The 19,928-nt window shown below is 57.6% G+C and carries 22 protein-coding genes and 1 other RNA gene; 13 read left to right on the forward strand and 10 right to left on the reverse strand.

Annotation, left to right across the window (positions count from 1 at the left end; all coding sequences use genetic code 11):
• Positions 1–571: 571 nt before the first annotated feature.
• The 6 genes from petM (at position 572) to ACVWYZ_RS11660 (ending at position 5,035) form a co-directional block, all read left to right on the forward strand.
• The gene (petM, locus tag ACVWYZ_RS11635) at positions 572–679 is read left to right on the forward strand and encodes a cytochrome b6-f complex subunit PetM (protein WP_011432492.1); all 108 of its coding nucleotides are present in this window, start codon (positions 572–574) and stop codon (positions 677–679) included.
• Positions 680–803: 124 nt separating this feature from the next.
• Entirely contained in the window at positions 804–1,778 is a 975-nt protein-coding gene (locus tag ACVWYZ_RS11640) for a ketopantoate reductase family protein (protein ID WP_414409199.1), read from the forward strand.
• Positions 1,779–1,975: 197 nt separating this feature from the next.
• Positions 1,976–2,743, forward strand: coding sequence for an SDR family oxidoreductase (locus tag ACVWYZ_RS11645; protein ID WP_457392662.1), 768 nt, complete (start codon positions 1,976–1,978; stop codon positions 2,741–2,743).
• A gap of 72 nt (positions 2,744–2,815) precedes the next feature.
• Positions 2,816–4,075: a sensor histidine kinase gene (locus ACVWYZ_RS11650; protein WP_457467151.1), complete on the forward strand. Its 1,260-nt coding sequence runs from the start codon at positions 2,816–2,818 to the stop codon at positions 4,073–4,075.
• 154 nt (positions 4,076–4,229) lie between these two features.
• Positions 4,230–4,493, forward strand: coding sequence for a photosynthetic electron transport-dependent transcriptional regulator PedR (pedR, locus tag ACVWYZ_RS11655; protein ID WP_011432496.1), 264 nt, complete (start codon positions 4,230–4,232; stop codon positions 4,491–4,493).
• Between the two features lie 281 nt (positions 4,494–4,774).
• Positions 4,775–5,035 carry a hypothetical protein gene (locus ACVWYZ_RS11660; RefSeq protein WP_414343320.1) on the forward strand — a complete coding sequence of 87 codons (261 nt, stop codon included), beginning with the start codon at positions 4,775–4,777 and terminating at the stop codon, positions 5,033–5,035.
• A gap of 79 nt (positions 5,036–5,114) precedes the next feature.
• Here ACVWYZ_RS11660 and ACVWYZ_RS11665 read toward each other — a convergent pair whose 3' ends face one another.
• Positions 5,115–5,999, reverse strand: coding sequence for an acyl-CoA desaturase (locus tag ACVWYZ_RS11665; protein WP_414523215.1), 885 nt, complete (start codon positions 5,997–5,999; stop codon positions 5,115–5,117).
• Positions 6,000–6,309: 310 nt separating this feature from the next.
• On the opposite strand from ACVWYZ_RS11665, the gene ACVWYZ_RS11670 reads away from it, so the two are divergent.
• A complete protein-coding gene (locus ACVWYZ_RS11670; RefSeq protein ID WP_457467152.1) occupies positions 6,310–7,014 on the forward strand; it encodes a TetR/AcrR family transcriptional regulator in 705 nt (234 codons plus the stop codon).
• A gap of 200 nt (positions 7,015–7,214) precedes the next feature.
• Here the strand turns inward: ACVWYZ_RS11670 and rnpB are convergent.
• The 3 genes from rnpB to ACVWYZ_RS11685 form a co-directional block, all read right to left on the reverse strand.
• Positions 7,215–7,644, reverse strand: an RNA gene (gene rnpB / locus ACVWYZ_RS11675) — RNase P RNA component class A.
• Between the two features lie 32 nt (positions 7,645–7,676).
• Positions 7,677–8,900 (reverse strand): C45 family autoproteolytic acyltransferase/hydolase, encoded by a 1,224-nt coding sequence (locus ACVWYZ_RS11680; protein WP_457467153.1) that lies wholly within the window; start codon positions 8,898–8,900, stop codon positions 7,677–7,679.
• A gap of 21 nt (positions 8,901–8,921) precedes the next feature.
• On the reverse strand, positions 8,922–9,275 hold the full coding sequence (locus ACVWYZ_RS11685; RefSeq protein ID WP_414343313.1) for a rhodanese-like domain-containing protein: 354 nt from the start codon (positions 9,273–9,275) through the stop codon (positions 8,922–8,924).
• A gap of 110 nt (positions 9,276–9,385) precedes the next feature.
• Here ACVWYZ_RS11685 and ACVWYZ_RS11690 point away from each other — a divergent pair, with 110 nt between their 5' ends.
• The 3 genes from ACVWYZ_RS11690 to ACVWYZ_RS11700 all read left to right on the forward strand — a co-directional run bounded on the left by ACVWYZ_RS11690 (position 9,386) and on the right by ACVWYZ_RS11700 (position 13,266).
• A complete protein-coding gene (locus ACVWYZ_RS11690) occupies positions 9,386–10,333 on the forward strand; it encodes a nucleoside hydrolase (protein ID WP_414357935.1) in 948 nt (315 codons plus the stop codon).
• 12 nt (positions 10,334–10,345) lie between these two features.
• Positions 10,346–11,485 carry a BMP family lipoprotein gene (locus ACVWYZ_RS11695; RefSeq protein ID WP_457467171.1) on the forward strand — a complete coding sequence of 380 codons (1,140 nt, stop codon included), beginning with the start codon at positions 10,346–10,348 and terminating at the stop codon, positions 11,483–11,485.
• 242 nt (positions 11,486–11,727) lie between these two features.
• Positions 11,728–13,266, forward strand: a complete 1,539-nt coding sequence (locus tag ACVWYZ_RS11700; RefSeq protein ID WP_457467154.1) for a right-handed parallel beta-helix repeat-containing protein — start codon at positions 11,728–11,730, stop codon at positions 13,264–13,266.
• Positions 13,267–13,599: 333 nt separating this feature from the next.
• On the opposite strand, the gene ndhI is transcribed toward ACVWYZ_RS11700, so the two are convergent.
• From ndhI to ACVWYZ_RS11720, 4 genes are read right to left on the reverse strand one after another with little or no spacing between them, the layout of a single operon-like run.
• A complete protein-coding gene (gene ndhI, locus ACVWYZ_RS11705; RefSeq protein ID WP_457467155.1) occupies positions 13,600–14,232 on the reverse strand; it encodes an NAD(P)H-quinone oxidoreductase subunit I in 633 nt (210 codons plus the stop codon).
• A 38-nt stretch (positions 14,233–14,270) separates the two neighbouring features.
• The gene (gene nuoH, locus ACVWYZ_RS11710) at positions 14,271–15,392 is read right to left on the reverse strand and encodes an NADH-quinone oxidoreductase subunit NuoH (RefSeq protein WP_457467156.1); all 1,122 of its coding nucleotides are present in this window, start codon (positions 15,390–15,392) and stop codon (positions 14,271–14,273) included.
• Between the two features lie 56 nt (positions 15,393–15,448).
• Positions 15,449–15,652 carry a hypothetical protein gene (locus ACVWYZ_RS11715; protein ID WP_414331866.1) on the reverse strand — a complete coding sequence of 68 codons (204 nt, stop codon included), beginning with the start codon at positions 15,650–15,652 and terminating at the stop codon, positions 15,449–15,451.
• A gap of 29 nt (positions 15,653–15,681) precedes the next feature.
• On the reverse strand, positions 15,682–16,866 hold the full coding sequence (locus ACVWYZ_RS11720; protein WP_041437160.1) for an NAD(P)H-quinone oxidoreductase subunit H: 1,185 nt from the start codon (positions 16,864–16,866) through the stop codon (positions 15,682–15,684).
• Between the two features lie 169 nt (positions 16,867–17,035).
• Here ACVWYZ_RS11720 and ACVWYZ_RS11725 point away from each other — a divergent pair, with 169 nt between their 5' ends.
• Positions 17,036–17,359 (forward strand): DUF3288 family protein, encoded by a 324-nt coding sequence (locus tag ACVWYZ_RS11725; protein WP_011432509.1) that lies wholly within the window; start codon positions 17,036–17,038, stop codon positions 17,357–17,359.
• 57 nt (positions 17,360–17,416) lie between these two features.
• On the opposite strand, the gene ACVWYZ_RS11730 is transcribed toward ACVWYZ_RS11725, so the two are convergent.
• Positions 17,417–17,974: a carboxymuconolactone decarboxylase family protein gene (locus ACVWYZ_RS11730; RefSeq protein ID WP_457467157.1), complete on the reverse strand. Its 558-nt coding sequence runs from the start codon at positions 17,972–17,974 to the stop codon at positions 17,417–17,419.
• Positions 17,975–18,118: 144 nt separating this feature from the next.
• Positions 18,119–18,373: a hypothetical protein gene (locus ACVWYZ_RS11735; protein WP_414331870.1), complete on the reverse strand. Its 255-nt coding sequence runs from the start codon at positions 18,371–18,373 to the stop codon at positions 18,119–18,121.
• Positions 18,374–18,432: 59 nt separating this feature from the next.
• Here ACVWYZ_RS11735 and ureG point away from each other — a divergent pair, with 59 nt between their 5' ends.
• Both ureG and ACVWYZ_RS11745 read left to right on the forward strand, forming a co-directional pair.
• The gene (ureG, locus tag ACVWYZ_RS11740) at positions 18,433–19,095 is read left to right on the forward strand and encodes an urease accessory protein UreG (RefSeq protein WP_011432513.1); all 663 of its coding nucleotides are present in this window, start codon (positions 18,433–18,435) and stop codon (positions 19,093–19,095) included.
• Positions 19,092–19,895 (forward strand): urease accessory protein UreD, encoded by an 804-nt coding sequence (locus ACVWYZ_RS11745; protein WP_457467158.1) that lies wholly within the window; start codon positions 19,092–19,094, stop codon positions 19,893–19,895. Before ureG ends, ACVWYZ_RS11745 begins: the two co-directional genes overlap by 4 nt.
• Positions 19,896–19,928: the final 33 nt, after the last annotated feature.

The raw sequence follows: 19,928 nt of genomic DNA on the forward strand, positions 1-19,928 counted from the left end.
CAGCCGATGAACACGAATCTGTCGCGCTTGAGCCAGTCATCGACGATGTCGAACCATCCTCGCTCCTGACGCACGCGCCCTACCGCTATGGTCATCTGAACTACTCCTTAAAGACATCTAAATGAATGAGGACGTTAATGAAACTACAAAGTTTGCTTCTTCGAAGCAAGAGCGGAGCCTAGGTATAAAGACTCAACCCTCGGGTCTTTTGCCTCAGTTTCTTTGAACGGCTCTTTGGCGAGAACTGCCTGGGAACTTTCCAGTGGGTTAGAATTCCCAGCGCTCCAAGACCCTATCGAGAACCGTTTCCAGGGCTCACGAGGCCCAACAGAGCATTCGAGAGCCACCGGACAAGTTTTACGGCTGTAGGCATTACAATTTAGCCTATGCCGGTAAAGACTTGTAAATTGCTTTCATTATAGAGGTGGATAGCCGGATCTTATCAAGTCCAAGAGAACGCCTGTTTTTCCAGGAGCTAGGTTTGGGTCGCTACACCGCTGGAGTGAAGGCCAGGGCTGGGGATCCGATATCCTGAGAAGGCGATGTAACCCATGTGCGAGGAATCTAATCTATGGCTGGCGAGATCTTCACCACTGCTGGACTCTGCATTGTGCTGACCCTGGTGGGTGTGGCGCTTGGATACGGGATCCTGAGGGTGACCCAAGGGGGGGCAGAGTGAGGGTTCTCCAAAAGCCCTCCCTTCAGTTGTCGGGGGTTTCTCCCGATCCCGCTCGGCCCTTGTCACAGCCTCGTGTCAATTGGCCACCTGGATGTGAAGTGGGTGACGAAAAGATGATAGGCCCATGAAGATTTGTGTTGTTGGCGCCGGGGCGGTGGGAAGCCATCTGGCCGTTTGCCTGGCCCGGTCGGGCTTCCCTGTCAGTGTTGTGGCGCGTGGAGCTCACCTGCAGGCCATCCGCACCCAAGGTCTAAAGCTGATCCGGCAGGGGGATCCCTCCCAAACCTGGGTGGAGCACTTGACGGCCACCGACGACCCGGCTGCCCTTGGCCCACAGGACTGGCTGATAGTGACGGTCAAGGCCCACAGCTTGCCGCAGCTTGCCCCTCGACTGGGATCCCTGTGTGGCCCAGACACCCCCATTGTGATTGCCCAGAATGGTATCCCCTGGTGGTACTTCTACCGGCATGGCGGCGAGTTTGAGGGGCATTCCCTGACTTCCGTGGATCCAGAAGGGGTTATCGCTGCCCATCTGCCGATAGAGCGGGTGATCGGCTGTGTGGTGTACATTGCCGTGCAGTTGGCAGAGCCAGGAGTGGTCTTGCACACAGGGGGTGGGCGCTACATTCTGGGGGAACCGGATGGATCCCTGTCAGGACGGCTGCAGTCCTTGGCCGCCATCTTTGAACAGGCGCAGCTTTCCACCACCCTCACCTCGCAGATTCGGGCCGAGATCTGGCAGAAACTGTGGGGCAATGCCGCCTTCAATCCCATCAGCGCCCTCACCCGGGCTGCTCAAGATGAAATTGCCCAATACCCACCCACCCGTGCTTTGGTTCGGTCGGTGATGCAGGAAGTTGAGGCTGTGGCCCAAGCTCTAGGGATCCGGCTGCCGGTCTCTTTGGAAAAGCGGCTAGAGGATGCAGCCCGCGTGGGATCCCATCGCACCTCGATGCTGCAGGATATTGAGCTGGGGCGACGGACGGAGATCGAGGCCATTGTGGGAGCCATCACCGAGCTGGGGCGTTTAGTGGGCGTGCCCACTCCCCATTTGGATACCCTGTACGCTTGTGTCAAGCTGCTGGAGCGCTCTCTTTAAGGAGCTTTTGCAGGAAGCGGTAGCGTCGCTACCGAACAGCAGCGAAACGATTCGTTTGCTGGATCCCAGGCTCCCCCCTGGGGAAGTGGCTCGAACTCCTAGAATGGCTGTAGCCTCCCACTGAGGAGGAAGCTGGGGGCGGCTGTCCACTTTTCGCCGACTGCACTCAATTGAAATCACAGCATTTGAATTAGCAAATGATGATTGAAAACTCCATCGTGCTCATCACCGGAGCCAGTAGCGGCATTGGGGCCGCTTGTGCCACCCTTTTTGCCCGTTCTGGAGCCCGCCTGATTCTGGTGGCCCGCCGTCAGGATCGGCTGCAGGAACTGGCTGGGGAATTGCAGCAGGCTTACGGCACTCCTTCCTACCTGCTGGCTTTGGATGTGCGGGATGGGGCAGCCGTGCAGCAGGCGCTTCAATCTTTGCCCTCGCCGTGGGCCAACATCGACATCTTGATCAACAATGCCGGTTTAAGTCGTGGCTTGGACAAGCTCCACATGGGGGCCTTGCAAGATTGGGAAGAGATGATCGATACCAACCTCAAGGGGTTGCTCTATGTTACCCGCGCCGTTTTGCCCGGCATGGTGGAGCGAGGTCGAGGCCATGTGGTGAACATCGGCTCCATTGCCGGTCGGCAGACCTACCCAGGTGGCGCTGTGTATTGCGCTTCTAAGGCCGCCGTGCGGGCCATCTCTGAGGGGCTGAAGCTGGATTTACTGGGCACCCCCATTCGCGTCACCGAGATTCAGCCGGGCCTGGTGGAAACCGAGTTCAGCCAAGTGCGCTTCCGTGGGGATCGCGCCCGTGCGGCAGCAGTGTATCAGGGCCTCACCCCCTTGACGGCGATGGATGTGGCTGAAGTGGTGGTGTTTGCGGCAACCCGTCCCCCCCACGTGAACATCAGCGAGATCTTGCTTGTGCCCACCGACCAAGCCAGTACCACCCTCGTACATCGTCGATAAGAGGCCGGCAACCGGGCTTTCGCCTCCACTCTTGCTTCCCTGAGCGACAATGGCAGCAAAGGTGGTGGGAACATGGGACTGGAAGCCGGGATCCTGATCGGGTTGGGAATCGGTTTGCTTTGCACGTTGCTCCTGCTGTGGCAGACTCGGCGCCGTTTCAGATGCGAATTGCAGCGGTTGGGATCCCTGGTGCATCTGGCCATGCCCCTCCACTCCCCGGAACAGATGCTCAGCTTGCTCAGCCGTTATCTTCGCCAACAAGATCTGGATTGGGCCAACCAAAAACAGCAACTGCAAAACTGGCAATACCTGAGTCAGCGGCTCCCTTGGGGATATCTGCGGGTAGACGAAAACAACGTGGTGCTGGAGTGCAATCCTGCCGCCCAGCGCCTGCTGCGCATCAGCCAATGGCAGCCGGGCATCAAGCTCTTGCTGGAATGGGTGCGCTCCTATGAGTTGGATCAGCTCATCGAGGCTACCCGCCGACAGGAGACCGCTGCTCCTGTCCAAAGTCGCGAATGGATTTTCTACCCTTCCGGTGGGGATGGCAAACCGATTCCGCTGCGGGCTTGGGGGTTGCTCCTGCCGCAAGCGCACGTGGCCATTTTTTTAGAAGACCGGCTGGAAGCAAAAATGCTGGCCCAACAGCGGGATCGCTGGGCTTCGGATGTGGCTCACGAGCTGAAAACCCCCCTCACCTCCATTCGCTTGCTGGCCGAAACTTTACAAAGCCGGGTCGATGCCGCTCAAGCAGTCTGGGTGGAACGATTGCTGAATGAGACTCTGCGCCTGAGCCATTTGGTTCAAGACTTGCTCGAACTCAGTGCCCTCAATCTGGGAGCCGCATCCCGCTCTCAGTGGCGCTGGGTGGATCTGGCAAGTCTGGTGCAGGAAGCCTGGCAAAGTTTGGAGCCGTTGGCCAAACCCCGCCACCAGGAACTGCACCTGAGGGGATCGTCCCAGATCTATCTCTGGGGGGATGAGCAACGCCTATACCGCCTCGTTCTCAATCTCTTGGACAACGCCGTCAAGTATGGCAAGCCCGACTCTCCTATCCATGTGGTGCTTTCGGAGCAGGGATCCCAGGTGCGGCTAGAGGTGTACGACCACGGCCCCGGCCTGCCAGAAGATCAATTTGAGTTGGTCTTTCAGCCCTTTTACCGCACCGACACTGCGCGGGCCCGCAGCAAAGGCGGAACCGGCCTAGGGCTGGCAATTGTGCGGCAGATTGTCGAGGTTCATGGGGGCACCATCCAATTGCGCAATCACCCACAAACCGGTGGGCTGTGGGTTCAGGTGGAACTGCCCCGGAAGCACTTGGATCCCTTGTGAAGCCTATCCGAAAACGCTCGCGTCAGTGGCCCGCAGCCAGAATCTGGACGAGAATCGCCTAAGATTTCCTTTCTTCAGGGCTGTCCATCTCAGGGGTGATCCCCTAGAATTGGGGTAGGTAATCCTTACAGTTCATCTTAAGCAGGCATTCGGAATGGGCACCGACTATCATTCCGCGGACTTGTTGTCCGAACGGGAGCTGCAGGTCATTGAGTTGATTGCAGCAGGACTGACCAATCAGGACATCGCGGAACGCCTAGAGATCAGCAAGCGCACCGTTGACAATCACATCAGCAATATTTTGAGCAAGACCCGAACGGCAAATCGGGTGGCCTTAGTACGCTGGGCCTTGCAATGGGGAAAGATTTGCCTGGATCAGGTAAACTGCTGCACTTTGGTCGATGACAAAATTGCTTAGTCCCATCCCATTTTGCCGGTCAAGTGTCCAGCAAAGAGTGTTGAGCGGGGGGGTTTTGGTGACTGTATTGCCCAGAAGTTATAGTCATTTCAATGAGGAATGAAACTGTTCCGTTGCAGTGCTTCCTAGCTCTTCTCTCTCTTAGGGAGAGCGATTGGGGGGCTCGCGGAAGTGATGCGGAGCATTTGGGCGACACCGCGGAGTAGTTAGGAAGCGTCTTAATCTAACTTGAAGTGACTATACTTGAGTTGTTTTGAGCTACGTTGATTGGGTTGTCATACGTGAGCGTCCCCAAGCTGAAACGCTACGCTGTTCGCTACGATTCTATGCCCCTGATGGTTTATCGGGAATTGGCTGCCCATTTGGCTTGTGTTTCAGGGGTGAAAACGGAGCTGGAGTGGAAAAAAAACTCCACCTTTCGCTACCAAGACAGCCAAATAGAGGCATTGCATATTCATCAAGAACCCGATGCCGACATAGAACAAATTAAGCGTATTCTTGACCACTATGGAGCGTGGCAGTATAGCCCCTTAGAAGACTAGCTCTCTCTGCAACCCAAAAGGGATCCCTAGGGATAGGGATCCCCGGATGATTCCTCTGCAAGGTCTGGGAAAAACCAGTTCAGCGAGCAGCTTGGCCTTGGGCAGGCAGGTGCAGCTTACGAGCCAGGCCCAATCTCGCCAACAGCCAAATGGCCCAGTAGGTCATGTCGATCTCCCACCAACGCAAACCGGCCTTAACGCACTTCGGGTCGGCATGATGGTTGTTGTGCCAGCCTTCACCATAGGTTAGAATGGCCGCCCACCAAAGGTTACGGGCATTGTCGTTGCTCTCGAAAGTCCGGTAACCCCAGAAGTGGCTGGCCGAGTTGATTAACCAGGTGCAATGCAGTAGCAGCACTGTCCGCACGAAGATACCGTACACGACGAATGACCAGCCCCCCAGCAGGTAGAGTATTGCAGCCAACGGCAGTTGCAAAAGCAGAGCATACCTATCCAGCCAGCGGTAGAAGGGATCCCGAGCCAAGTCGGGCGCAAAGGCAGAATACTTCTCAGGGTTGAAAAATTCTTCGCGGTGGTAGATCAGCCAGAGTATGTGGCTCCACCAAAAGCCCTTACGAGCAGAATAGGGATCCTTCTCCTCGTCTTCGGTGAAGGCGTGGTGCTGACGATGGCCGCCCACCCAAAAGATCGGCCCCCCTTGAACGGCCAGGGCACCGAGAGTCGTGAAGACATATTCCAGCCACTTGGGCACCTGGAAACTACGATGGCTGAGCAGGCGGTGGTACCCCAAGCAGATGCCTAAGCTGCCGAAACACCAGTGGAGAAATAGGGCTACTCCCAGAGCGGGCCAGGAGAAGAAGAAAATGCCTCCCACCAAAGCCACCACGTGAAAAATGGCAAAGAAGAGCACATGTTCCCAAGCAAACCGAAAGGACTCTTGGGGCTCGGGCCGATTGAGCGGAGCGGGATGATTCAGCGATTGGCGAGAAAAAGAAGTGGTCATGAACCCACAAAACCTCAGAAGAAGAAGTAGACTAGACTGACTAGGAAAGAGCCAAAACACAAAGCCCAGGTTAAGGCCGCCGGATAACAGCGGCCCAACGTGAAAACGGAGTCAAACCCCTGAAGACACCGCCATAGCCAGCGGTGACTTGCTATGTGCTCCGCTGTGATGAACTTGGCTACACAGGAAGAAGAGGAGCAGAGGCAACGCTGCCGACATCCTCTCGCTTGACATTAAGCCTAGCGGTATTCCACCGTAAATGCAAGCGTCACTTGCAGCCCGCCGCAATTCTTCAGGTTTTCTCCTCACTATGGCACGTCCTTCTTCTCGGCAAAGGCTGCTGAATGCGGCTCGGGAGCTGTTCGTTCGTCAGGGCATCACCCAGACCACCACCCGTCAAATTGCGGATTTGGCCGGAGTGAATGAGGTCACCCTGTTTCGGCACTTCGGCACCAAGCAAGGGTTACTCCTGGCCGTATTTGGGGAGCTGGGGGTCTTTTCCGGCATAGCCGATCTGCCCCTGAAGGCGGATCCCGCCCCCTCTCAAGGTTCTGGGTTGCAAGCCATTCTCCTGCGCTATGTCCACACCTGTTTTCGGGCTTTGGCCGACAATCCTGAGCTGGTGCGCTCCCTGGTGGGAGAGGCCGGTCTTTATTCTGAGGAGCATCGTCGCGCCTTGCGGCTGGGTTTTTCTCAGGCCCAAGAACAGCTGACAGAGTATTTGCGGCGATTTCCCAACTCTGAGTTGCAATCTGTCGAGCCGGATCGCCTTTATGCAGCCGTTGGGGTTTTGCATGTGATGATTTTGGGAGCAGCCATGCTGGCAGTGACCGCCGAGTTGCCCACCGTTCACGCCGACGGGGCGGAGCCCTCTGTCGAGGAGCAGAATGAGGAGAAACCGGCAGATAAACAATCAGAAGAAAGCGCTGAACCCGACAGGATACCCTCCCTCCTGCAAGCCTGCGTGGAGCTGTGGATGGCAGGCGTGACCAGAATGACAGAACCTACGCCGTAGCGCAGCCACCCACAATTGGACAAGGCTCTCCAAGTGCCCTAGGTGGGCATGCGATACAGCTTCTCCCAACGACACACTGACTACGGCCAATAAATAGCCGCAGACCACAGGGATCCCGGCAACCTGCAGAACTCCCGTGAGCTCGGAACAAACTCTCTCTGTGTGCAAATAGATGTGCAAACAGGTAGATGTGCAAGTAGAAAAGAGAGGAGGTTGTAAGCCGGGTTCTGTAGTGCAGAGTTGCACTGGCGATCATCCATCTGGGAGTGATGTTGCCATCACCCTCTAGCGGCTCACCACCATCGAGAGCACCCTTCCCCGCTTTGGGTACCGTGATCTCGATGCAGCCAACAGGGGCGAAGAACAGCCATGATCCTGCGGCTGCGGCCTTGCTTTCCACCGGGGTTTACCGAGCCAACGCCTCACGACGTTGCTGGTGGGCTCTTACCCCACCTTTGCACCCTTACCTGTGCTGGGATCCCAGCCATCGGCGGTATGTTTCTGTGGCACTATCCTCGCGGTTACCCGCACTGGGCTTTCCCCAGCGGTGTGTTCTTCTGAAAGCCCGGACTTTCCTCATCCCGCTGTCTGGTGGCGACAGCAAGGACGCGATCGCCTGCCCCTCCTCTCTCTTCAGCTCGATCCTACTGCATCTCCCAAACCTAGAAAATCCCGGAAATCGGTACAAACTCCACTTGATTGGGAATGTTGGGGGCCAGGTGTAAGATTTGCCGGTTCAAATCCATCACCACAGCCGCCACGCTTTCGGTGCGATCCCAGGCGGGCAGATGGGGATCCGGATAGCGGCAGATGCAGTGGGGGGCATTCGTCCGGTCCTGTAGGATTTTTTGAAGAGTGACCGCCTCTAGGGTTCCGGTTTGAGCGCTCTGGCGAAGCAAATGATAGGCCCGTTCTAGCCTTGTGGAGGATCCTATATGGGGGGGCAGCTCATCTTCTCGCAAGGCCGGATCCAGGAAATGATTGGTGTGGGCGAGGATCCCTCCTTGAGGGAGATGCAGGCCAATTCCTCGTGGACTGATTTCAAAGCTGGTCGCCTTAGCGGGCTGTAGGCCTGTCGCCTGTCCTGTAATACCGGCAACGCTGACACAAGAGGAGGCGGTGTAGGGGTAGGATCCCACCCTCTCTACAGCCTGCTGCCACTCCTCGCACTCCAACAATAAGCGCAACAGCAGATGCACCGGCATTCCCTCGGTTTGCCCATCTAGGGTAGAGCGCAAGAGGTTGAGGGCTACGGCCAACCCTGCTTGATTGAGGCCAATTTTGGCCAGGATCCCAGCTTCGGTCAGGGTGAGGTAGGCAGGGTGGGTATCGGAGCGAACGCACAACAGCACACAGGCCCTGCGCTGCTCCCCAAGCCAATCCCAGGTTTGGGCCAGATAGGTGTGGTGGGTGGAGGTAACCTGGGGCAAGGCCGCTAGGGTAGTACATTCTCCCCCATCTGACTTGGCTGGGTTTGGATCGATGAGATCAATCCCCTTGAATTCATGAGCAGGATCCAGTGGGTGCTGGGGTACTCCGTTTTGGAGATTGTGTTCCAGAGCAGCGGCGCAGTCGGGATGGGATCCACCGACAACCGATCTGGATAAAATCTCGGTGCGCAAATTGAGGGCCAGAATCTCGGCAAAACGGAAGCCACTCCCCGCGGCAATGCCTTGGATTTCTTCCAGCAGGTGGGGCACGTGGCGCTCTAGCCAGGGCAGGGATCCCTCTGCTTGGGTCTGGGCCTGCTGCCAGGTGAGACCACAGCGGTAGGCAAATTGGCGGGCGTAACTAGCAATGCTGTGGCGAATGAGTTGGGCCGCCTGGGATCCATACTGTTGGCCTCGTTGTTGGGGATCCCCCTGCAGATGAAGAATGGGGAACATGGTGCTGGTTTGCCCGTGACCTCAATAGGTGGGCAGGGAGGGATCCACCTCACAAGCCCAAGCGTGAATGCCGCCGCTGATGTTATGAACCTGAGTGAACCCGTTGGCCTGTAGCCACTGGCTCATCTGAGCAGAGCGGAGGCCATGATGACAGAGCACAAAAGTTGGCTGATCTGGATCCAGCTCTGTGAGGATCCGTTCCCTCCATTCCTCGTACTGGCTCAAGGGGTAGTTGCGAAAGCCCAGGGCATTTAAATTCACCAGCTCCAGCTCTGCCGGTTCCCGCACATCGATCAATTGCAGAGGCCCAGCCTCGGGATCCTGTAGGTATTGGGCCATCTGTTGTGGTGTAATGGAGCGGATGGAGAAGGACATCGCCAACTCTGGTCTACAGGGATCCCTTCTCAAGATACACCGGCTCAGCAGCTGCCCTGAGACTGCCCGCAAAGGTTAAGATGTCACCCTGATTTGGGCTTAGCCTGGGTATGGCTGTGCAGCGCTTTTTGATCGACACGGATACGGCGGGAGATGATGTCACCTCGTTGCTCTTTGGGTTGCTCTGGCCCAACAGCAGTGTGGAAGCGATCACCGTCTGTGCTGGCAATTTGCACCTGGAACAATGCGTTGAAAATGCTCTCTATACCCTGGAGGTGGCGGGAAAAGCTGGGATCCCGGTCTATCCCGGGGCCAGCAAACCCCTGGTGGGCAAGCTGGTTACAGCGGCCTACGTCCATGGAGAAGACGGCATGGGCAATTCTTTTTTCCCCAAGGCCAGGCAGCGCCCGGAATCGCTTTTCGCCCCGACAGCCATTGTGGAGCTGGCCAACCGCTGGGCCGGAGAGCTGCAGATTATCGCCCAAGCCCCCCTGACGAACCTGGCTCTTGCCTTGGCTCAGGATCCCAACCTACCTCACAAAGTGAAAAAACTCTGGATCATGGGTGGCACCAACCATGCTCTCGGCAACATCACACCGGCTGCCGAGTTCAACTTTTACGTGGATCCGGAAGCGGCCAAAAAGGTGTTGCAGGCTGGATTTGAGGTGGTGCTGTCCCCTTGGGATCTGGCGGTCAGCGATGGCTTTTTGACACGAGAAGAGCTAGAACCGATCCTCTCCCTGGATACTCCCCTCAGCCGCTTTTACTTAGCGGTGAACCGGGTGGCCTGGGAGTTCAACCGCTCCCATCCTGAAGGGGGAGGTCTTGACGGCATCACCCATCCCGATTCTTTAACCATGGCCATGGCTTTGCAGCCGGAACTGATTGGCCAAAGTTCCCGTCACTATGTGGACGTGGAATGTTGCGGAGAGCTAACTCGCGGCTATAGCTTGGTGGATCGCCTAGGCATTCTGGGTCGGCCTGCCAATGCTGAGGTTGTGCTCAGAGCGGACAAAATGGCTTTTCGAGAGATGCTAATCAAGCTACTGGGGCGATAGGAAACCATCATGATGCGCAAAACCTTGGGGATCTCTTGGGTATTAACGGGGATATTGACGGGGCTGTTCGTTCTCAGCAGTGCCGCTCAGCCTCAAATACGGGTGGGTATTGCCTTTGGAGAAGGGGGCAAAAACGATCGCAGCTTCAACCAATCGGCGGCAGAAGGGGCGGAACGCGCCAAGCAGGACTTTGGAGTGCAGGTGTTCGACTTTGAGCCGACGGATCCCTCCCAACTGGGGCCGGGGGTACGCAAGTTTGCCGAAGAGGGGTTTGATGTGGTGATTGGGGTGGGCTTTGCCCTGGAACCGGCTGTTACCGCCAGTGCCTCTGAGTTCAAAGAGGTGAAGTTCGGCTTGGTGGACGCAGTTTCCCCCGAAAAAGACAACGTGGCCAGCCTCCTCTTCCGAGAACATGAGGGATCCTTTTTGGTGGGCTACATTGCCGGCAAGCAAACCCAAACCGGTGTAGTCGGCTTCTTGGGGGGCATGGACATCCCCCTGATCCACAAGTTTGAGGCGGGCTATCGAGCCGGGGTGGAATATGCCTGCGCCGAAGACGGCATCACCTGTCGCGTCATTGCCAACTATGTCGGGACTACGCCCGCCGCCTGGAACGATCCGGCCCGAGCCAAAGAGATCGCTGCTGCCCAAAAAGCCCAAGGGGCCGACATCATCTATGCCGCTGCCGGGGGATCCGGCCTGGGGTTGATCGACTTTGTCAAGCAAGAGAGATGCCTCAGAGCCTCCGATCTGCCCGCCGGGGTGAGTTTCATTCGGGATCCCTTTGCGGAAGTGCCCAAGCCCGCAGATTATGCCAGCCTCTGCAGTGGGGATACCCGTCCGCTGTTCTTTATCGGTGTGGATGCCAACCAAAACTACCTGGGGGATACCGACAACAACCCTGCCACCCTCAACCACGGTCTCACCTCGATGCTGAAGAGGGTGGATGTGGCCACCTATGAAGTGATTCGCAGCGTGGTGGAAGGCAACTTTGTCGGCGGCATTCAAACCTTTGGCCTGGAGAATGAGGGTGTCGGCTATGCTCTGGATGAGTACAACCAAGCCTTGCTCCCGGCAGATTTGGTGGCCGCCGTGGAAGCGGTGAAGCAGAACATTATCGCCGGAACCCTCCAAGTTCCTGAAGAGCGCTAGATTTTTGAGATTTTTGTTGCCGATTGATGATTGATTGCGGATCCCTTGCGAAGCCTTGACTGAGGAGGGGATTCGTTAGAGGATGCTTTTGCTGAGGGCATTGGATCCCAGCTTGGCCATCTGTACCTTGACCCCGTGGCAGTTGTTTGTTGCTCTGACAACCTTGACCGCTAAGCGCTTGAAAGGGCTTTCCACCTATGCTTGGCCAAGTATCCAAATCTGGTTGGGGGATCTGTTCAGCCTTGCTGCCTCTGTTGGCGGGGGTTGCCCTCGGCTGTGGGGGTGGCGGCGGCAGTTCTCCACCTCTTCCTCCGCCAGGTGGCGGGCCCATCATCCTGAGAGTGGATCCGGCCAGTGGCCCCTTTACCAAACTGGCAGACGCAGTTGCAGAGGCGCAGCGACTTCAGACTGCCACAGCCGGCCTGGAGGTGCTGATCGAGATTTTGGGGACGGGCAGGGAAACTTTGCAAAGCAACCTGGCCCTGGATGGCGGCGATGGCACCAACGGCGGTCGCATTCGCATCACCAGCTCCACCGCCTATGAGATCCTGACCGGGCTCTTTGACGTGATTGTAGCCGGCCAAACCAGCCTGCAGGGGGTGGACGTGGTGCTGGGAGGTGGACGGGTGCAGGTGAACAACGGTACCTTTCAACCGGGCAAGGTCACCCTTAACGACCCCCGCTCCAACATCTTGGTCAACGGCAATGCTGCAGTTCTGGAGGGGGCCTTGGGTCAGTTAGCCCAGATCTTGTGCCAGCAATTTTTGGATCCCTGTGTGCAGATCTCTGGGAATGGCCGGGTCAGCCGTGTCTCGCCGATTGTCAGTAAAACGGGTGGGGTGGGCATAGGCACTGTGCCGGGCAGCAATCCCACCATTGAAAACAACACGATCCTCCTCCAGGCTTTGGGGGCTTTGGCCGTTCGCTATGGTGACAACTCCGGCGGGATCTTCCGCAACAACCAAATCGAAGGGGATCCACCCACGGCTGGAGCCGGCTTGGTACTGCAGGCGCGGCAAGCAGGTACGAGTGGCACTACCGGGATTCAGCTGGATGGGGCAGGCTCAATTCCATCCATTCAATCCAACCGGATCGGCGTGGGTGGGATAGCCGGGAGCGTCGGCATTCGCATTTTGCAAGGAACACAAGCCCGTACCCTTTCTGGAAATACATTTCTGGCTCGGGGCGAGGGCGTAGGAGTGGCAATTCAGGCGGCCCCCGGCACCCCAGATGCGGTAGTCGCAGCCTACCTGGCTGGCAATACTTTCCAAGGAAACTTTGCTCAGAGGGTCACTGGGGAACCTGCGCCCACGCCAACTCCTACCCTGAGGCCACCACCAACTCCTGCACCGACACCCTCTCCCACTCCTGCACCGACACCCTCTCCCACCCCCACACCTCCAGTATTGGGCACCGGCCCCATTCAAGTTACCTTGAGTTGGAACACCATCGATGACCTTGACCTGTATGTTACGGATCCCACGCAGCAGACCGTGTTTTTTAACAACCGAATTGTCCCTTCTGGAGGACGGCTGGATGTGGATGCCAATGCCGACTGTGTTGCCGTAACCCAAAATGCTGTGGAGAATGTCTTTTGGGCTTCCACCCCGCCCTCAGGGCCATACTTCATCGAGGTGAGATTGTTCCGGCGCTGCTCCCAATCAACTGCTCCCATTCCCTTTACCGTAACGGTTCGCAAGAGCGGAAACGTCGCGCAGACTTTTAGCGGCTTGGCCACATCCCCTGGCTTGGCGGGTAGGTTTACGTTTTCCTTCCCCTGAAGTTAGCCAAGGCTGGCAGCCATCTGCCCTGCCCACGTATGGCCATTTTGGTTCAGACTAGGACACCACACCTATACTCATACTCAGATCTTTGATTGCAGATCGCAGGGTTCAGAAGACCTTATTTCTGCGCCCCAGGCATCTCATTCCCACTAAGGACAGCTCCAACTTCGCGGCCTCGACGCTTTTTCTGGCCATCACCTTGCGGCAGCGGGCGATGCTGGAAGGCAGTCCCACAAGTTCAAACAGTCACATCCCCTGGGAAAGGGGCTAGGGGTGGCGGACAGCGGCGCGGAGCGCTTTGCGTCAGCATGAGTGCGGGAGTATGTCACGCTATTCCGCAGCAGCCTTGGCTGCTTTCGCTTCGGCTTCCTTAGCAGCTTTGGCCGCTCTCATTTCCGCCAGAATCTCCTCCGGTCGTTTGCTAGCCCGCTGGGATCCAGCAGGCAAGTCGTGGGGATCGATCACCCCTTTGGGCAGATAGGCAAACTCCCGCAGTGGGGTCACCATTGGGTCCTCAGTTACCTTGGAGGGCAAACGGCCCATCGCCACCTGATGGTAGTTGAGGTCGTGGCGGTCGTAGGCGGCCAGCTCATAATCCTCAGTTACCGAGAGGCAGTTGGTGGGGCAAAACTCCACACAATTGGCGCAGAAAATGCACACCCCAAAATCAATGCTGTAGCTGTAAAGCTCCTTTTTCTTCAGCTCTGGGTTGTAGGCCCAATCCACCACCGGCAGGTCAATTGGGCAAACTCGAACACAGATCTCGCAGGCAATGCACTTGTCGAACTCGAAGTGGATGCGTCCCCGAAAGCGCTCAGAGGGGATCAGCTTTTCGAAGGGGTATTGCACGGTTACCGGGCGCCGGCCCATGTGGTCGAAGACAACCCCCATCCCTTGGCCGATGTACTTGGCGGCTCGGAAGGCATCGCCCACATATTCTTTGACACGCTTGAGAAACGTCATGACCTATGTTCTCCCTCTCTTGCCTCTTTACTTCTCATTCAACCCCCAAAAAAGGTGGGGAAGGCGAGCTTTAGGGCTGCCGTCAGCAGCAAGTTAACAAAGGATACAGGCAGCAAAAACTTCCACCCCAAGTCCAGCAGTTGGTCAATGCGCACCCGTGGCAAGGTCCAGCGCAGCAGGATGGCCAAGAAGATGAAGATAAAAGCTTTGACGATCGTCATGACAATGCCCAAGGCCGCCGCGCCGATCTGCAAGAAGGGGTTATCCAAGGGGATCCCGGCCAAGGCGGCAATCGTTTCCACCGGCACCACGAACGACCAGCCCCCCAAGTACAGCACCGCTGCAATGAGGGAAGCCAGCAGCAGGTTGGCGTAGGATCCCAGATAAAACAGGGCAAACTTCATGCCGGAGTACTCCGTTTGGTAACCGGCCACCAGCTCTTCTTCTGCTTCCGGCAAATCGAACGGGATCCGCTCCGTTTCCGCCAGAGCCGAGATCAGGAAAATGACAAAGCCAATGGGCTGCCGCCACACATTCCAGCTCAGAATGCCCAGGCCGCTCTGCTGTTCGACGATCCCCACAGTGTCCAGACCGTTGCTCATCAACACCACGGCCAACACTGACAGGGCCAGCGGCAGTTCGTAGCTGATCGATTGAGCTGCCGCGCGTAGCCCACCCAGCAAGGAGTACTTGTTATTGGAACCGTAGCCCGACATCAACAAACCGATGGGTTGCACGCTGGAGGTGGCGATCAGGAAGAACACGCCAATGGCAATGTTGGAGATCAATAGGTTCTGGCCAAAGGGAACCACCAGGTAGCACAAAAAGACGGGCAGGAAAACCAATATCGGCCCCAGCGTAAACAAGACTGGGTCGGCCAAGATGGGCAGAACATCTTCTTTGGTCAGCAGCTTGATGCCATCGGCAATCGGGATCAGCACCCCCTGAGGGCCGGCCATGTTGGGGCCAATCCGCTGTTGGGCTGCTGCCGAGATCTTGCGCTCCAGCCAAGTCATGACCATCACCCCCAAGGTGGCGGCGATGATCAGCAGCAACATCGGCAGGGGCATCCAGAGGGCATGGGCTGCACCTGCTCCCAAGCCTAGGTTCTGTAGGGCAGTCTCGAAGCCAAGCTGTAGATCGATACCAGCGTTTGTCATGGGGGTGAGTAGCTCCCTAGAGACGGTTGGTCAGGTAGGGTTCGGGATCCCTGTAGCTAAGTTTTCCCGTTGGGATCCGATTGGGGGGGACGGTTACGGCGGCGTAGCTCCTGCTGGATGATGGCCTGAAGGCGAGCATCAGATAGCTCTTCCGCGCGGCGGCGCCTTTCCTCTTGGTACTTAGCCCATTGCTTGGGGCCAATAATCGCAGCAATGACAGACACAATCAACAGCGGCAGAACCAAGATCGCCCAGGCCATCGCCTTTGTCCTCGCTTTCCGTAAGTATCTTAGCGATCCACCTCGCCCATGATGATGTCAATGCTGCCGAGGATGGCGATCATGTCGGCTACCTTCATGCCGCGAATCAACTGAGGCAGTACCTGCAAATTGACAAAGCCGGGGGGACGGATCTTCCAGCGCCACGGGCAGACGTTGTCGTCTCCCACGATGTAAATGCCCAGCTCTCCTTTGGCGCTCTCCACCCGCACGTAGGCTTCCCCCTTGGGGATCTTGAAATTGGCGGAAGGCTTTTTGCTGATGAACTGGTAGTCCCCTTTGTTCCACTCCGACTTCGGCCCCTCCAGCATCCGCTTGGCTTCCAGGTTTTCAAAGGGGCCGCCCGGCAGAGCCTTCACCGCTTGCTGCACGATCTTGCAGGACTCGCGCATCTCTTTCATGCGCACCCGATAGCGGGCCAGGCAATCCCCTTCGGGGTAAACGGCCACCTCCCAGTCGAAGTCGTCGTAGCACTCGTAGTGATCCACTTTGCGCAGATCCCAGTTGACGCCGCAGGCCCGCAACATGGGACCCGACAGACCCCAGTTGATGGCGTCTTGCTTGGAGATGGCTCCCACCCCTTCCAGCCGCCGGCGGAAAATCGGGTTGTCGGTCACCAGCCGTTCGTACTCATCCACTTTGGGCAGGAAATACTCACAAAAGTCTAGGCATTTTTCCGTCCAGCCGTAGGGCAAATCCACTGCTACGCCGCCTACCCGGAAATAGTTGTTGTTGATCAAGCGCATGCCGGTGACGGCTTCAAACAAGTCTAGGATCCACTCCCGCTCCCGCATGGCGTAGAGAAAGGGAGTTTGTGCGCCCAAATCTGCTAAGAAGGGGCCAAACCAGAGCAGGTGGTTGGTAATACGAGTTAGCTCCAACATGATCACCCGCAGGTAGCTGGCCCGTCTGGGCACGCTGATCCCGGCCAGTTTCTCAACGGCATTGACGGTAATGGCCTCGTTAAACATGCCGGCCCCGTAGTCCCAACGGGAGACGTAGGGCAGGTATTGCACCACCGTGCGGTTTTCGGCGATTTTCTCCATGCCGCGGTGCAAGTAGCCAATCACCGGTTCGCAATCGACGATGTTTTCACCGTCTAGGGTGACCAGCAGGCGCAAAACCCCATGCATGGAGGGATGGTGCGGCCCAAAGTTGAGCAACATCCGGTCGGTACGGGTCTCGATCATGGGCATGGGCATAGCCGCCGCCTCCGCAACTGAAGAATGTTCATGGTCTGCAACATTTGCAGTATAGCGGTTTTCTTCTGCCTTCTCGGGATCCCATGCCATCAAGGATCCCAATCCTCGATATTGAAAGTCTCCAGGGGAACTCAGCTAGAGTGAGAAAAAAGGAGGGAGGCCGATGGCTGTATCCCGTTCACCCTCGAATGGCTCATCCCGACGAGAGCAGCAACATCCGCAATATGCCACCGACCGAGCTGCGCTCGATGAGCTGATGGTGCAGGCTCAGGAGAGGCCCCTCTCCGAGTGGGTGCTGGCGGAAGTTGCCCGTTTGCGCATCCGTTACCACGGTTTTCCCGGTGCCTGGGATCTGCAGCGGGATTTGGATCAAATCCTGGAACAGTGGGGCCTGAGCGAAGAAGAGCTGTTCGCCCGGACTCGCCAGATCCATGCCCGCGGCCAGGTGTACGACCGCAGCTTTAGCACGCGAGACGACTGGGCCTAGTGGAGGGTTTGGGTCGGGATCCCTTACCCCCCTGAGAGAGGGGAGTTTGCCGGTTGTTCATGAGACGTGAAGCTGCTCGGCAAAGATGGGATCCAAAGGCACATCCAGGGCGGCAATCACCTTAGTCCAGAAGTTCATAAAGCCAATCCAAGCCGATAGCTCCACCAGATCTTCATCTGACCAAATGGCTTTTAGCTGGGCAAAGAAGCTATCGGTGACCACCATGCTGGGCACGGTCATCCGCTCGGCGTACTCGATGGCCAGCTTCTCCGCTTCGGTGTAGAGGGTGCTGGTGCGGGCCTGGGCCACCGCCGCAATTTTGGCCGGGGTAGCTCCGTGCTTCTGCGCCTGCAGGGTATGGTAGGGCAGGCAGTAGTGGCGGCAGCCGTTGATTTGGGCAATGCGGATGCTGACCAGCTCCTTCAGCTCTTCAGGCAGGTTGGGGTTTTCCGTGTGCAGCGCCCCGTACAGGTTCATCACGGCTCGCATCAGTTGGGGCTTGTGGGCCATCACCTGCAAGGGGTTCAGGGCGGTGCCGTAGGTTTTTTCCAGGCTTTCGTAAACCTTTTGCAGTTGCTTATCGGCTTTCTCTGGGGTAACAGGAGGGATCCGCATGGACGGTCTATAAAAATTGCAGCATTCTCGACTTTAGCGCGTCTGGGGGATCCGCCCAAGCCTGAGGGGCGCTTCACAGTCTGGGGGAGGGATCCCTTCTCCGCCTGAAGCCAGGCACCTGCCTCCCTTCTTACTTGTCAAGGGTCAAGGATTGCCCAAGGATTGCTCAACGGCTTCCACCTGCTGCTGGGTGGCTGTGGCCCCTTGGTTGAGGGTTTGCTGCAGTTGATCCCGCGATTGGTAAATCTGCAGCGGCCCACCTTGAGGGATCCCTTGCTGGGCAGCTTCTGGGCTGGCTTGCTCTGGTCTCGGCTCCGAACTCAGCGGGTTGCGATAGAGGCGGTTAACCAGCAAAAATCCCACCAGCACCACAGCAGTTGCCACCAAAAGCCGAACCATACTCGGATCCCTTGCAAGCATCTGGTTCTAGAATGCCCAAAAAGAGGAGCAGGTATCCGATGTCGGGCAAAGTTGCGCAAACTTCCCAGCCGGTACGGGTTGGCATTGGCGGCCCGGTGGGATCTGGAAAAACCGCTTTGGTGGAAAAGCTCTGCTTGGCGCTGCGGGACCACCTGTCTTTGGCGGTGGTGACCAACGATATCTATACCCGCGAGGATGCCGAGTTTTTGGTGCGGGCCAAGGCCCTGGAGGCAGAGCGGATCATTGGCGTAGAGACCGGCGGCTGCCCCCACACCGCCATTCGGGAAGATGCCTCCCTCAACCTAGACGCCATTCAGGAGCTGGAGCGCCGCTTTTGCCCCCTAGATCTCATCTTAGTGGAGTCGGGGGGGGACAACTTGGCGGCTACCTTCAGCCCTGAGCTGGTGGACGCCTGCATTTACGTCATCGACGTGGCCGAAGGGGACAAGATCCCGCGCAAAGGCGGGCCGGGGATCACCCGCTCCGACCTGCTGGTGATCAACAAGATCGATCTGGCTCCCTATGTGGGAGCAGACTTGGGGGTGATGGAACGGGATGCCCGTCGCATGCGGGGAGATAGGCCCTTTGTCTTTACCAACCTGCGCACGGGTGAGGGGCTGGAGCAGGTTCTCAGTTGGCTGGAGCGGGAGGTGCTGTTTCGCCCCATCAAGGCCGACCCCCCCTCGGTGAGCCGCCTGTGAACTTCGGTAAGGCCATCTTGAAGGCAACCCGCCGAGGCGACCATACCCACATTTGGGAGTATTCTCAGGCTCCCTTGCAATGGCTGGGATCCCCTGGGGAGCCACCTGTGTACTACCTGCGCAACCCCAACGGCGGCCTGCTGGGTGGGGATCGCCACCGGATCGAGATCGGGCTGGGGCCAGGCTCGGCGCTGGAAATTCGCACCCAAGGGGCAACGCGGCTACATCCCGGCTTGATTCGGCAACAGGTCAGGGTCAAGCTGGCCTCCACCAGCCAATTGATCTGGATCCCTCACCCGACCATTCCGGGGGCAGGGGCAGACTTTCGCCAGCAGGTGCAGATCGAACTGGATCCCACAGCCCGCCTGGCCTATGCCGAGATCTGGACTGCCGGACGGCTGGCCATGGACGAACGCTGGCAGTTTGAACATCTTGCCAACTGCTTGCAAGTTTGGGTCACTGCTGGGATCCCATCCTCCCCCGAGGGGAGAAAACTCTGGCTGCAGGAACACATGGATCTGCACTTTCCCCATCGACAAGTCTCCGCCGCGTCGGTGCTGGGATTCCACCTCTGTTGGGGATCCTTGTATTTGCTGGGGGATTGGCCGGAGCCCCCTTGGCCGACCGTTTGCGTCAGCGGGACAGAGCCCCTACACTGGCTGGTCAAGTCTCCGGATCCCATCTGTAAGGGTTGGATTCTGCGCCAGGTGGGGCCACAGGCAGAGGCCATTTGGCGGCATTTTGGCCAGGTTGCACTACAGCTTGCTCGAGCTAAGGGTGGCTCACCCCAGGGGTGGTAGACTAAGGCTGACTCAAACCAACCGGTTGACCCA

The organism is Thermostichus sp. MS-CIW-37 (assembly GCF_054060065.1).

Coding starts and splice junctions, on each gene's coding strand:
- petM (WP_011432492.1), top strand. CDS start 572: ATGGCTGGCGAGATCTTCACCACTGCTGGACTCTGCATTGTGCTGACC.
- ACVWYZ_RS11640 (WP_414409199.1), top strand. CDS start 804: ATGAAGATTTGTGTTGTTGGCGCCGGGGCGGTGGGAAGCCATCTGGCC.
- ACVWYZ_RS11645 (WP_457392662.1), top strand. CDS start 1,976: ATGATGATTGAAAACTCCATCGTGCTCATCACCGGAGCCAGTAGCGGC.
- ACVWYZ_RS11650 (WP_457467151.1), top strand. CDS start 2,816: ATGGGACTGGAAGCCGGGATCCTGATCGGGTTGGGAATCGGTTTGCTT.
- pedR (WP_011432496.1), top strand. CDS start 4,230: ATGGGCACCGACTATCATTCCGCGGACTTGTTGTCCGAACGGGAGCTG.
- ACVWYZ_RS11665 (WP_414523215.1), bottom strand. CDS start 5,999: ATGACCACTTCTTTTTCTCGCCAATCGCTGAATCATCCCGCTCCGCTC.
- ACVWYZ_RS11670 (WP_457467152.1), top strand. CDS start 6,310: ATGGCACGTCCTTCTTCTCGGCAAAGGCTGCTGAATGCGGCTCGGGAG.
- ACVWYZ_RS11680 (WP_457467153.1), bottom strand. CDS start 8,900: ATGTTCCCCATTCTTCATCTGCAGGGGGATCCCCAACAACGAGGCCAA.
- ACVWYZ_RS11685 (WP_414343313.1), bottom strand. CDS start 9,275: ATGTCCTTCTCCATCCGCTCCATTACACCACAACAGATGGCCCAATAC.
- ACVWYZ_RS11690 (WP_414357935.1), top strand. CDS start 9,386: ATGGCTGTGCAGCGCTTTTTGATCGACACGGATACGGCGGGAGATGAT.
- ACVWYZ_RS11695 (WP_457467171.1), top strand. CDS start 10,346: ATGCGCAAAACCTTGGGGATCTCTTGGGTATTAACGGGGATATTGACG.
- ndhI (WP_457467155.1), bottom strand. CDS start 14,232: ATGACGTTTCTCAAGCGTGTCAAAGAATATGTGGGCGATGCCTTCCGA.
- nuoH (WP_457467156.1), bottom strand. CDS start 15,392: ATGACAAACGCTGGTATCGATCTACAGCTTGGCTTCGAGACTGCCCTA.
- ACVWYZ_RS11715 (WP_414331866.1), bottom strand. CDS start 15,652: ATGGCCTGGGCGATCTTGGTTCTGCCGCTGTTGATTGTGTCTGTCATT.
- ACVWYZ_RS11720 (WP_041437160.1), bottom strand. CDS start 16,866: ATGCCCATGATCGAGACCCGTACCGACCGGATGTTGCTCAACTTTGGG.
- ACVWYZ_RS11725 (WP_011432509.1), top strand. CDS start 17,036: ATGGCTGTATCCCGTTCACCCTCGAATGGCTCATCCCGACGAGAGCAG.
- ACVWYZ_RS11730 (WP_457467157.1), bottom strand. CDS start 17,974: ATGCGGATCCCTCCTGTTACCCCAGAGAAAGCCGATAAGCAACTGCAA.
- ACVWYZ_RS11735 (WP_414331870.1), bottom strand. CDS start 18,373: ATGGTTCGGCTTTTGGTGGCAACTGCTGTGGTGCTGGTGGGATTTTTG.
- ureG (WP_011432513.1), top strand. CDS start 18,433: ATGTCGGGCAAAGTTGCGCAAACTTCCCAGCCGGTACGGGTTGGCATT.